This window comes from Anaerobacillus sp. 1_MG-2023, from assembly GCF_030547345.1.
GTDB lineage: Bacteria > Bacillota > Bacilli > Bacillales > Guptibacillaceae > Guptibacillus > Guptibacillus hwajinpoensis_B.
Map to the genome: position 1 here is coordinate 47995 of NZ_JAUORD010000012.1, position 12442 is coordinate 60436.

At 41.8% G+C, this 12442-nt stretch carries 11 protein-coding genes; 3 read left to right on the plus strand and 8 right to left on the minus strand.

The window, feature by feature from the left end; translation table 11 throughout:
- The first annotated feature begins 99 nt into the window (after positions 1–99).
- Positions 100–3000 (plus strand): AAA domain-containing protein, encoded by a 2901-nt coding sequence (locus Q4550_RS17860; RefSeq protein WP_303535009.1) that lies wholly within the window; start codon positions 100–102, stop codon positions 2998–3000.
- Between the two features lie 200 nt (positions 3001–3200).
- On the opposite strand, the gene Q4550_RS17865 is transcribed toward Q4550_RS17860, so the two are convergent.
- From Q4550_RS17865 to Q4550_RS17890, 6 genes are all read right to left on the minus strand, one after another.
- Complete coding sequence (locus Q4550_RS17865) at positions 3201–4364, minus strand: FAD-dependent oxidoreductase (protein WP_303535010.1); 1164 nt, start codon at positions 4362–4364, stop codon at positions 3201–3203.
- An 11-nt stretch (positions 4365–4375) separates the two neighbouring features.
- On the minus strand, positions 4376–4978 hold the full coding sequence (locus Q4550_RS17870) for a TetR/AcrR family transcriptional regulator (protein WP_303535012.1): 603 nt from the start codon (positions 4976–4978) through the stop codon (positions 4376–4378).
- A gap of 247 nt (positions 4979–5225) precedes the next feature.
- Complete coding sequence (locus tag Q4550_RS17875; RefSeq protein WP_303535013.1) at positions 5226–5756, minus strand: chromate transporter; 531 nt, start codon at positions 5754–5756, stop codon at positions 5226–5228.
- Positions 5753–6334, minus strand: coding sequence for a chromate transporter (locus Q4550_RS17880; protein WP_303535015.1), 582 nt, complete (start codon positions 6332–6334; stop codon positions 5753–5755). The genes Q4550_RS17875 and Q4550_RS17880 overlap by 4 nt, the downstream gene beginning before the upstream one ends.
- A 32-nt stretch (positions 6335–6366) precedes the next feature.
- A complete protein-coding gene (locus Q4550_RS17885; RefSeq protein WP_303535017.1) occupies positions 6367–7977 on the minus strand; it encodes a gamma-glutamyltransferase family protein in 1611 nt (536 codons plus the stop codon).
- 203 nt (positions 7978–8180) lie between these two features.
- On the minus strand, positions 8181–9296 hold the full coding sequence (locus Q4550_RS17890; protein ID WP_303535018.1) for an NAD(P)/FAD-dependent oxidoreductase: 1116 nt from the start codon (positions 9294–9296) through the stop codon (positions 8181–8183).
- Positions 9297–9479: 183 nt separating this feature from the next.
- Between Q4550_RS17890 and Q4550_RS17895 the strand changes: the two genes are divergently transcribed.
- Positions 9480–10130 (plus strand): cyclase family protein, encoded by a 651-nt coding sequence (locus Q4550_RS17895; RefSeq protein ID WP_303535019.1) that lies wholly within the window; start codon positions 9480–9482, stop codon positions 10128–10130.
- Between the two features lie 117 nt (positions 10131–10247).
- Positions 10248–10898, plus strand: coding sequence for a DUF1796 family putative cysteine peptidase (locus Q4550_RS17900; protein ID WP_303535020.1), 651 nt, complete (start codon positions 10248–10250; stop codon positions 10896–10898).
- Between the two features lie 112 nt (positions 10899–11010).
- On the opposite strand, the gene Q4550_RS17905 is transcribed toward Q4550_RS17900, so the two are convergent.
- Both Q4550_RS17905 and Q4550_RS17910 read right to left on the minus strand, forming a co-directional pair.
- Positions 11011–11388 carry a hypothetical protein gene (locus Q4550_RS17905; RefSeq protein WP_303535021.1) on the minus strand — a complete coding sequence of 126 codons (378 nt, stop codon included), beginning with the start codon at positions 11386–11388 and terminating at the stop codon, positions 11011–11013.
- Positions 11389–11598: 210 nt separating this feature from the next.
- Positions 11599–12414, minus strand: a complete 816-nt coding sequence (locus Q4550_RS17910) for an alpha/beta fold hydrolase (protein WP_303535023.1) — start codon at positions 12412–12414, stop codon at positions 11599–11601.
- Positions 12415–12442: the final 28 nt, after the last annotated feature.

Here is a 12442-nt window from a genome sequence, read left to right on the forward strand (position 1 = left end):
TTTTTCTTTTATTTTGTTACTTCTATCACGTTGGGATTCTATGATATAGTTTATTAAATCACAAGTACCATTTTTACCCAAAATATCAGAGGTGAATTTATGAACATAGGTTTAGATATAAAAATAACAAACTATTTTCGAGATAGTCTCGCAGCAAAACTTAAAATAGACTTTAAAAATGAAACTTTTGAAAGTGTGAACAAACAAGACTTTATTAATGGAAAAATCGATGTTGAAGTTTCCAAGAAGTTCTTTGAGACAAAAAAAAATAAACCTAATCTATTAAATATTATTATAGTAGCAAAAACGATTAAAACTGAATTTATAGCTCAAGAAAAAAGAAGCTCCGACACCGATGATTTGACTGGTATATTTTATGTTCCAGCAACCTTGGATGAGAATGGAAATTTACATCCTCCTGAAGGAAAATACCCGTGGATTCCAAGAGAACATCTTTACCCAATTCTAGAAGAAGAGCTAGCGATAGGTCACCTGAGTGATTTTGATGATTTCTTAAGTCACAACTTCCATAAACTAACTAATGATGTATCTTGGACAACCTATTTTCATTTTGCCAAAGATATGTATGAACAGGTTACCAAATCCTCTATTATGGATTTAATAGTTGGGAATATTAACCTTAATAAAAATATTTTTATTTTTGAAGATAAAACAGTCAACGCTAACCGAAGTATTCTTTCCCTTTATGATCATTTATTGAATAGTAACTTAGATAATGTACCACTGTTTAAAAACTTTATTAATACAAAATTCAGCCCTCAGAAGGAACTCATTCAAAACTCATCATATGAAATGATGAACCACGTTGCTCAAATGGGCGGGGAATACCCTCTCTCACCTTCTCAAAGAGAATGTGTAAATCATTTTAATCATATGAAAAACGGAGATATACTGGCAGTTAATGGACCACCCGGCACTGGAAAAACCACGTTGTTACAATCTATAGTAGCAAACCTATATGTTGAAAAAGCTTTAAAGAAAGAAAAGGCTCCTTTAATTGTGGCTTCTTCAACAAACAACCAGGCAGTTACAAATATTATTGAATCATTTGGCGAAATAAAAAGACAGTGGAAAGAACATAACCTCGAGAAAAGGTGGATAACAGGAGTCGATAGTTTCGCAGTATATTTCCCTTCGAAGAGCAAAGAAAAAGAAGCCCTGAGTAAGAATTTTCATTATACCAATGCGAAGGGTGAAAACTTCTTTACTAACGTCGAAAGTGAAGAAAACTTACAATCTTCTTATGAGAATATGATTAATGAGTGCAGTGAATTTTTTCAAACCAAGTTTACAACCGTTCAGCAATGTAAAAACGCAATACACGATCAATTACTTCATTTGAATCAAGTACAAAAAATGTTTATAGAGCTTTATAAAGAATATGAAGAACTATGTATTGAGCCTATTAGTATGGACACTTTCCTAAGTCAAATTGAATCAGATCAAGAGGATATAGTAAATCAAATAGAATACAATCAATCAAGAGTAAGTGAATGGGATATGATTTTCATGAAAACCCCATTTTTATTCCGACTTCTTCCCTTTCTTCCTGCTTCCAAACGTCATGTGAAATCTCTAATAAAACTTCATTTGAATCATGATGAAATGCCTCTAAATGATGCCATGACAAGAGAAGATATTCTGGATTATTACGGTAACTATTCTCAAAAATTAAGAGAAGAAATGCACGAGAAGAAACTACTATTTGAGAAAATAACAAACATAAAGACAACCTACCGCGGGTTACTAAACCAAATCACTTATTACTATACTCACAATAAAGAAGTCGAAGAAATTCATTCTCTAGACAAGATCAATAAATTTCTCGATACGACCATTCGATACTCTTCTTTCTGGCTTTCTGTTCACTATTTTGAATGCAAATGGATATTAGAGAAACGGTTAACGGAAAAACAACAAGGGAAAAATTTCGAAAATATACTAAACCAATTCCATAATAATTTAAGTATGATCACTCCTTGCTATGTTATGACGTTTTTCCAACTTCCAAAATTATTGCTTGCATATAATGGAAGTAATGATTACTATCTCTATAATGAAATTGACTTACTAATTGTGGATGAAGCCGGACAGGTAAGTCCTGAAATAGCTGCCTGCTCTTTTGCTCTCGCTAAGCGGGCAATTGTCGTTGGAGATGTGTATCAAATAGAGCCAGTTTGGAACATTTCCCCTGGATTAGATCTTTCACTCGCACACTCTTCAGGGCTCATAACCAAGAAAAGTGAATTTGATAATTTGGGAAAAAACGGACTAAATACATCCCAATCAAGTGTGATGAAAGTGGCCGCAAAAAGTTGTTATTATGAAAAGAATAAAGAAAGAGGTTTATTTCTAAGCGAACATCGAAGGTGCTATGATGAAATCATAGATTATTGCAACAAGCTGGTTTACAGAGGGAACTTGGAGCCATCAAGGGGTTCAGGTGACTTGGATGAAAAGAATTCTTTAAGAGCCCTTTCGATTCCTTATATCGGTCACTATCAAATAACTTCAAAAAAATCCAAGAAAAGTTCCGGAAGTAGAATAAATCATTATGAAGCAACTGAACTCGCTAATTGGATAGAAGAAAATTTCGATCTTATTAAAATGGCTTATCCAAATGAAAACCCTAATAATCTTTTAGGTATAATTACGCCATTTAAGATGCAAGTTTCCAAAATCAAAAAGGCTTTACCACTTTCAGTTAGGGAAAATATTAGTGTAGGCACTGTCCATACCTTTCAAGGAGGAGAAAGAAAAATCATCCTTATGTCCACAGTATACGGAAGAGATGATGGTTGTTATTTCATTGACTCAAATGCTAGTTTATTAAATGTAGCGGTATCCCGCGCAAAAGATAGTTTTCTTACCTTCGGAGATCTTGAATGCTTATCCGAAAACCAAGATACACCAAGTGGACTTCTTAAAACGGTAATCAAGAATAATCAAGTACCTACTGCAGTATTGCCTCCTAGGTAAGGAAAGCCAACAACTAGTAAGATCAATTTTTTTCGATAATAGCTGAGATATTCGTATGATGACACCTCCGTATTACAGTAAATTATTAGTATTTAATATTGAAAACCCCAACTAATTTTAGCTGGGGTTTTCAATATTCGACAATAGTTGCGCTATTCCGGGCGGTGACAGGCACTCGCGACTTGCGAACTCACGCAAACTCACTTCGGTAGCCTCACCGTACTAAAGTTCACTAACTTCCTCACGCCAGGCCATACCGATACTCTCGTCAATACATTCCTTACAAAAATCCCCCACCAGGAAGAAGGCAAGAAGAAGCTCGCAAACCTTCTAGCCGACTTCTGAAGCTTATCGATATCCGGATGGAGCGACCGTTCATAATCCGTAAGCGCAGCTTCCAAATTATTGGGATGTTGATCAAGCGATTTTGAAAGCGTATATGCCCCCGCCATCGCCATGGAAGCACCCTGCCCGGCTAGTAACGAAATGCACTGACAGGAATCACCCACAAAAGTAATCCTGCCGTTTCGCCACTGGGATAATCCTACTTGCGACACCTCATCGAAGTAAAAATCCTTCGCCTCTTTGCCTGCTTCGAGCAAATCTGGAACAATCCAATTCATATGACCAAAATATTCATTCAGTTGCTCCAGTGCTTTTTCCTTTTGCACATGTCCCTGTTGTTCCGGATAGCGATATAAGAAAAACGTCGCCACTTTATTGCCTCGAATCGGGTAGACAGAAACCTGGCGATTCGGTTCCGAATACGTATAAAAATTCTTATCAATTTTTTCACGAAAAGCAGGGTCTTCAACAATATAAGCCGCTGTATAATAACCCATGTAGCGAATTGGCTCCTTCTCTTCCTTAAACAAAAGAGAGCGCACTTTCGATCGCATACCGTCCGCACCTACAACTAAATCACATGTAAGCTTTATACCATCTGAGAGAATCACATGTGCCTTTTCCGCATCCTGTTCAATTCGCTCTGGAGATACACCAAACCGAAACGTAACCTGTTCTCGAACCTTCTCATAAAGCACTGTCTCAAGATCTCCCCGCATAAAATTGAAGTGCTTTTGGTTTAATAACTCACGCAGAGACTGATAGGAAATCCTGTATTTTTCCGAGCCATTTCCCTTCAAAAAAGCAAGTGAATCGATTGGATAATGAATATGGCTTAAATCATCGAGCATGCCCAGCTTTTCAGCCACGTCATAACCCGCTCCAAAGAAATCAATCATATAGCCTTCCGTTCGTATCGAAGGAGATTTCTCAACAATCGTGACTTGATCTCCTCTTTCACTCAAACAATAAGCAAGGGTTAATCCTGCAATACCGCCACCCACAATACATACGTCCATCACGATTCACCTCACTTTAAAATAAATGTAAGCTTACGACTCGTTTGCTCTAACACTTCTTCAAGACTGCGCTCCTCCTGGTAAAGGTAAATAAGCGTTTCAAACATCACTGAACTATAAATAAGCTCAGCGGCAATTTCTACTTCGAAATGATCTTGAAGCTTACCTAGTCGCCTTATTTCCTTAAGAAGTTCAACCAGCTCTTCAATAAACATAAAATCGAGCCGCATCAAGCTCTGAAGGAATTCTGGTTTACTTTGATAAGCATTCAATGATGCCACAATCAATTCTCGAAAAAGCTTCTTCTCTAGCAAACTGAAGCCTTCCAAACGCTTCGTTAAATAATTCCGAACGGTAGCTTCAGCTGTCTCCTGAACTTCAAAACTTAGATCCTTCCTCTCTTCCATACCTGTAAATTCCGCTCGCATCACTTCAACGAGAAGCTCTGCTTTAGAAGGAAAGTAATTAAATAACGTTCCTGAACCGATCCCGGCCCTCCTAGCTACAAGCTCTGTTGATGTCACTTCATATCCTTTTTCAAGAAAAAGACCTTTCGCTACCTCCATGATCGTCTTTCTCGTTGCCTGCTTCTTTTGTTCACGTAGTCCGCTCATCATAACCTCCTAACAGCTCAGTTAATTTATGACTGTGCTCATTTATGAGTATACTCATATTTTAAACCTACTCGTATGAAACTGCAACCTTGCATGGCAAGACTTCCTTCTTCTTAAATCCACATTAAAAAATGCGTTAGAGCGATTCCTTCTAAAAAGGAATCGCTCTAACGCAAAACTCGACTTTATTCGTGCTAATTCGGGCGGTGACAGGCACTCGCTAACTCGCGATCCAGCGAACCCGCTCCTATCCCAGAAACACTGCCCCATACGCCAGTGCCCCGACAATCACAAACGCCGGATGCACTTTCATCTTCTCCATTAATACAAAACTAGCCACAATCAGAAAGATTGTTTGAACCAGCCCCGTACCTTCATATGAACTAGCAAAGAACTGAAATGCCATCACGCCAAGCAAGATCGCAATCGTCGGGCGAATGAGGGCCGTCATTTTCTTCACTTTTGGTGAGTTCTTAAACCGATTTAATAAACTCAGTAGGACAATCATCAGAACGAGCGAAGGTGCCACTGTCGCAAACACACCAACAAATGCGCCAAGAACCCCTCCCTGCTGAAACCCTATGTAACCTGCCATTTTCGTCGCAATTGGCCCAGGTAGCGCATTGGCCATCGCTAGCATTTCACTAAATTCGTTCACACTCATCCAACCGAACCGACCAACAACTTCATTTTCTACAAGCGGTATGGAAGCAGGTCCACCGCCGTAACCAACGATTCCAGGTATGAAAAACGCAACAAAGATATCCCAGTAAATCATGAGGATGGCTCCTTTCTCACCTGATCATCATTGGACTTCCCATCACTACGAGTCGGTTTAAGCAACGCATAAAGCAGCAAACATCCTATTACAATTCCCGGATGTATCCCCGCAATTTCAATAAATAAAAAAGAAGCAACCGTCAACGCAATTGTTAAAATCCACCCTAAATTGCCCTGTGCTTTTCTGAAAAAATCATACGTTAAAACCGCTAGCATAACGCCAACGACTGGAACGACGGCCTGAGTCATTCCCTCCACCCACGCCTTCTCTCGAAATGTGGAAAGAAACGTTAGCAAGAAAATCATAATCCCAATCGTCGGAACAATCGTTGCGAGCACCGCATTCAGCATCCCTGTTATCCCTGCCACTCTATGCCCAATATATCCCGCCATTTTTGTCGCAATTGGACCAGGAAGTGAATTTCCTAAAGCGAGAATGTCCGCAAATTCATCGTCATCCATCCATTTATATTTCTCAACTACCTCTTTATGTACCAGTGGAATAGAAGAAGGTCCTCCTCCGTACCCAAGCATTCCCACTCTAAAAAAAGCGAGAAAAAGATGCCACTGTTGCATGACCCACCACCTTCCGAAACCTCCCGCCCCTTTTAATAAGCGGCGATCGTTCCGTCTGTTCTTGATTCTGTGCCTCCAAATAAAGTACCTGACTGCTGATCACGCCAGATAATTTGTCCGCGGCCGAACGCACCCTTTTCCAACTGAACTTCAATTTGATGACCTTTTCGGCTAAGCGCCTCGGCAAGATGAGGTGGGAAAGTCGACTCCACCCACACACGCTTCCCGTCAACCCACTGCCACCTCGGCGCATCAAGGGCAGACTGCGGATTTAAATGAAAATCAATCAGATTCGTAATCACCTGTAAATGACCCTGCGGCTGCATAAAGCCCCCCATCACACCAAACGGTCCAACCGCGTTACCATCTTTACTGAGAAACCCAGGAATGATCGTGTGATACGTCCGCTTTCCACCTTTTAGCGCATTGTCATGCTCAGGCTCCATCGAAAAATTATGCCCGCGATTTTGGAGCGCAATCCCGGTGCCAGGCACCACAAGTCCTGAACCAAAGCCCATATAATTACTCTGAATAAACGAGACCATGTTTCCTTCATTATCAGCCGTCGCTAAATAGACAGTACCGCCTTTTGGAGGCTGGCCAGGAGATGGCAAAATCGCTTCATCACCAATTAACTGACGGCGACTTTCACCGTATGCAGGCGAGAGCAAATCCTGAACCGCGACTGACATCTCCTGCTCGTCAGTAATGTACTTCTGTCCATCGGCAAAAGCGAGCTTCATCGCTTCAATTTGCTTATGATAGGTATCGACGGAATCTTTATGATCAAACTTAAACCCTTTTACGATATTCAGCGCAGACAACGCGATTAGTCCCTGCCCATTTGGCGGGATCTCCCAAACGTCATATCCGCGATACTGAACCGAAATCGGATCGACCCACTCAGGCGTAAACGCCGAAAGATCTTCCTTCGTCAAATACCCATGATACGCTTTCGAAAAAGCATCAATCTTATCTACAATTTCTCCCTTATAAAAAGAAGCGGCATCGGTTTCTGCGATTTGCCTTAACGTCTCCGCATGACCCTTCGACTTCCAAACCTCGCCTACTTCAGGCGGACGCCCGTCCGGCGCAAACGTTTCAAACCAGTGCTGAAACTCTTCTTTCTTTAACTCTTTTTCAAAATGCGCATGAGCATTCTTCCAAAACTTACTTAAAATCGGAGAAACCGGAAAACCTTCCTCAGCATAGTGAATCGCCGGTGCAAGTGCCTCTTTTAAGGAAAGTTTCCCAAATCGTTTCGACAAAGCAGCCCACGATGCCGGAACGCCTGGCACAGTAACAGGAATCCAACCGTATTTCGGAATTTCATTATACCCACGTTCTTTGACTGAATCAATGGAGATCGATTGTGGCGATGGTCCACTTCCATTCAAACCGTGCAATTCTCCCTTCGTCCAAACAAGAGCAAACGCATCTCCGCCGATCCCATTTGACGTCGGCTCCACTACCGTCAATACTGCTGCAGTCGCAATCGCCGCATCAATCGCATTCCCTCCCTTTTTCAACAGATCTAGTCCTGCCTGTGCCGCTAGCGGCTGGGAGGTGGCCACCATTCCTTTGTTCGCTACTGTTGTCATGCGCTGAGAAGCATAGGGATAATGTAAGTAATCAGTCGTCATTGTTATAAAAGCTCCTTTCGATTTATGTAGAGATGAATAAGCTAAGCACTATTTCCGAATCTCAAAAAACCATACAAAAGAAACCCCTTCATACCTCAGAGATTTTCCCATTATATAGGAAGCTCCCTTGGATGAAAAGGTTTTCTTTTGAATATTTTTATTTTTCGGTCATTTATTAAATTCTTCTCCACAAACGAGACAAATCACCCAAACGCACTCCCAGGATGATACTCTCCTAGATCCAACTCATTCCTCTCCCCAAGCACCAACCGCGCAAGCTCAGCGCCAAGAAACGGTCCACTCGTTAATCCCGAAGCTCCAAGACCATTCGCCACCAGCAGTCCTCTCACGCGAGGAACCGCTCCTGCAATCGGAACATTCCCTGGCGTAAACGGCCTGAAGCCTACCTTCGTCTCCACATACGTGGTATCCGATAGACCCGGAGCTACTTTCAACGCACGATCAATAATATGCTGAACACCACCCATCGTAACGCGCAGATCAAAGCCAGCCTGATCTTCCTGTGTGGACCCGATGACAATTCGCCCATTTTCAAACGGGAGGAAATATTGAATAAAAGGTGGCATGACGATTGGCCATTTTCCTGTATCCGTTTCAGGCAGATCGAGATGCACAATCTGGGCTTTTTGAGGTGAAACGAGGAACTTCATCCCAAGTGGCTGAAGCAGTTCACGCGCCCAAGCTCCTCCAGTGACAATCACATTGTTCGCAAAATAATTCTCGCCATTCACCTCGACTCCGTTGACCTTCACATCATCCCATAAAAGTGAGGCATCCCCATGAATCACCTTCGCACCGTGATTTTTTGCTCCTCGAATGAGTGCATTTCGTAAAGCTCCGCCATTTACACGTGCTGCCCCACTCACATGAACAGCGGCGTAATGATCTGAAAGCGGAGGAAACAGCGCATTTGTTTCAGCAGCTGAAAGCCGTGACACCTCTCCCATTTCAGGCGTATCCTTTCGTCGCTCCATCGCAAGCGCAAGCTTTCTCTCAAGCTTCGTCTCACCTGAATAAATGTTGATCGCGCCAACGCGAGCGTAGCCCGTATCCATTTCGCCATCTTTTCTCAACTCTTCAATTAATTCCGGATAATAACGCGCCCCAGCTTCAACGAGGCGATAGAAAGCCCCTCCGCGTCGATTCGTTAGCCATGGACATACGATCCCAGCCGCCGCTTCTGTCGCCTGTCCTGCGTCTTTCCGATCAACGAGCATCACATCCGCTCCCTGCTTCGCCAGATGATAAGCCGTTGATGCTCCTAAAATACCAGATCCGATTACAATCATTGATTTCATATCTTACACCTTTTCGTCGTTTGTCTGATTAGGTATTTTACAGGAATGTCGGAAGAGACTCAATCACGGCATAGCTTGTGATCAAACAAACTTCATGACAAACTGAAGAAAAGGAAAGACTGTAGACGTATCCAGCTATTTTCACCTTTAATCAAACGTTTGTTTAAGAAGGAGGAGGCACATATGAATTTCAAAAAAATCATTGATCTCTCGATTCCAGTTAATAACGACACGCCTGTTTTCCCAGGTGATCCGAAACCGAACATCTATCCTGTAGCGGAGCATGACAAAGACGGATATCAGGTGACCCAAATGAATATCGGCACACATACCGGCACACACCTTGATGCCCCTTTCCACTTCCAGAAAGATGGCGATCCCATCGATCAATCGAGTTTAATGAAAGTGATGGGACCCGGTCACGTCATTGATGTAACAGGCAAAGAGCCAGGCGAACAAATCACATTAAACGATGTAGCACACCAAATCGATAGCATCGTTCCAGGAACGATCGCTCTTTTCCATACAGGCTGGTCAAAACATCTAAGAACACAGACTTATTTTAACTACCCTTACCTATCCGTCGAGATTATTAATACACTACTAGAAAAAGGCGTCACCACTTTCTTTGTTGATGCGCTTAATGTTGATCAACCAGGTGGTTCAACATTTCCAGTTCATGAAGCCATTACGTCCAACAACGGTATTATCGGAGAGAATCTATGTAACCTTGACCAGATCGATTTTGAAAATCCGCTCATCATTGCACTGCCGTTAAAACTTGAAGGATTGGATGGATCACCTGTGAGGGCAGTTGCGGTGGAAGTGGAATAGAAATCTTCCTTTACTTCGATTTCAATATCCACTTATCAACATTTTAGGTACCAACACAAACCAACTCGATCAATAAAGCATCTACTAGTAGTAATTCATTTTATAGGAGGTGCTTTATTGAATTTAGACGAGGTTAAAAAACCGTACGATCTTATCGTGAGTTTGGGTAGTTCATGCAGTCCTGCAGGTCATCTAAGAAGAAATCACTTAAGGAAATTTTCAATGCCTTTTGACTGGATTGTTACTCCGAAACTATCTGACATTAATCGAGTGATTCAAAATCAGTTTAAGGATTTCATGTTACTAGAAAATTTACAACGCATAGATGGACAAGCAAACTTCCTCGACGATAACGAAGTTGCTCAAAATTCAAAAGCTTATTTTGTTCAAGATACGCATAATAATATGCTATCCGTTCATGATTTCCCCATTCTTCCTAATAAAGAATGGAACGATACCTATCCGGCCTATCGCCAGAAGCTAGAGCGACGGATTGAACGATTTCTTCTGCAATTACAACAGGCTTCCTCCATTCTATTTATCAGATGGTCTGGTAACCATGCAGAAGCGATCGAAATGCAACAAACATTAAAGAAATGCGTCAACGGATCATTTCAAATTCTCATGCTCACCCCTGATCCACTCCTCGAAATCGTTCAGGATACACACGTTCCGATGGAGGATATTTGTATTCTAAAAGTCCCTAACCAACCAGATAACACGTTGATGTGGGACAAGATATTAGATGGCATCTTATTAAAGCCCTAACTTATTCTCGCAGTAGGTCGATCATACACAAACAGAGCCCTTCTCTCTGCGAGAGCGGGCTCTGTTTTCATTCGACAAATAGTTGCACAGTTCGGGCGGTGACAGGCACCTCTTAATCTAAATCGAACTCCTCAGCAATCTCCGCCATATGGTAAGGCATCACTTCATCGTTCATAACGTTTTTAGCGTTTTTGAAGCGAGTGGGGTTTACTTTACGAACCTTCTCCGCACCCTTTCGGTCGTTTAATCCTCGATTCGCTTCATAACCTACATACGAAGGATATCGTGCCACTTCGATATCATCTTTTCCACGTTCACTTCTCTTAGTCGTTTTAGAAGCCTTTCCTCTCCATTGATCCGTTAAGTCAATCGCTGCGTCCGCTCCTTTAAGAATGGCTTTTCTAGCTCCTCTTCTTGATCTCGTAGAAAAAGTAAGCAATAGGAGAGCAGCAGTCACTATACTCCAAAAACCGTTTCTTTTCTTCCACATCACTAAAAACCTCCCAACAAATGGTATACCTACCTAATTATTTTGCTACAAATACCATCACATTATTCCCCTATCTTCCGATCACATCCTAATTGTTTCTACCCCAAATAAAAAGAGAGCCTCGATCAAACCGAGGCTCTCAAAATCATTCTATGAAATAAAATTCTTCCAAACATTAGATGGAGAATTCTCTCCAGTAAGTATAAATATTTAAGTTCCCTGACGAACCTTTAACCTTACAAGATGCTTCTCTAATACCTTATTCACTTCCGGAGACTTCTCAAGCGCTACCGAATGACCCGCTCTCCCAATTACCTCGCATCGTCCATTCTCAACTGCTTTCGCAATGTTCTCGGACAGTTTAATCGTATACGCATGATCTTGCTCGCCTGCAACAGCAAGAACCGGCACGGTTATGCCTTCCAGCTCCTCAAGCACACTCTTTCGATGAATAACCTGGTGAGCCGCATCTCCTATGGATGGCCCAAGTTTTTTCATATAATCTCTCCAGTAGTTACGCTCTCTTTCGAATTCCATCGACCCAAGCGATGCATCACCAAACATGATGTACATCAGCGTATCCACAACTTCCTCCGCTCCATTCTTCTGAAGCTGTGTAACAAGCGGCTGGAACTCCTCTTTCTTGTACTCTGCTTCACCAGAGCTTCCAAGAACAACGCACGAATGAAGAAGATCCGGCCTTCTAGCCGCAAGTCTTAGAGCTATGAAACCACCCATCGAATTACCGATAAAATGACACTTCTCAATCCCAAGACTTTCAATCAACGCAGCAGCATCATTTGTAAGCGTATCCATATCGAGGTTTTCTAAAGAAGACCTCCCGCTATTCCCTTGACCGCGGTGGTCATAGCAAATGACTCTATAATCTTTCGAAAAATGCTCCACCTGATGTTGAAACATATCTGAGTTAAAGAATAACGAATGACTAAATACCAAAACCGGTGCATCCTTTGGACCATAATCTTCATAATAGAGCGGTGTTTCGTTCACTTCGATAAACGACAAGGTAAACCATCTCCTTTAATATGAATTT

Excerpts from the sequence above, each read along its gene's own strand:
- Q4550_RS17880 (WP_303535015.1), bottom strand. The coding sequence starts at position 6,334 with ATGCAACAGTGGCATCTTTTTCTCGCTTTTTTTAGAGTGGGAATGCTT.
- Q4550_RS17890 (WP_303535018.1), bottom strand. The coding sequence starts at position 9,296 with ATGAAATCAATGATTGTAATCGGATCTGGTATTTTAGGAGCATCAACG.
- Q4550_RS17905 (WP_303535021.1), bottom strand. The coding sequence starts at position 11,388 with ATGTGGAAGAAAAGAAACGGTTTTTGGAGTATAGTGACTGCTGCTCTC.
- Q4550_RS17870 (WP_303535012.1), bottom strand. The coding sequence starts at position 4,978 with ATGAGCGGACTACGTGAACAAAAGAAGCAGGCAACGAGAAAGACGATC.
- Q4550_RS17860 (WP_303535009.1), top strand. The coding sequence starts at position 100 with ATGAACATAGGTTTAGATATAAAAATAACAAACTATTTTCGAGATAGT.
- Q4550_RS17865 (WP_303535010.1), bottom strand. The coding sequence starts at position 4,364 with ATGGACGTATGTATTGTGGGTGGCGGTATTGCAGGATTAACCCTTGCT.
- Q4550_RS17885 (WP_303535017.1), bottom strand. The coding sequence starts at position 7,977 with ATGACGACTGATTACTTACATTATCCCTATGCTTCTCAGCGCATGACA.
- Q4550_RS17875 (WP_303535013.1), bottom strand. The coding sequence starts at position 5,756 with ATGATTTACTGGGATATCTTTGTTGCGTTTTTCATACCTGGAATCGTT.
- Q4550_RS17895 (WP_303535019.1), top strand. The coding sequence starts at position 9,480 with ATGAATTTCAAAAAAATCATTGATCTCTCGATTCCAGTTAATAACGAC.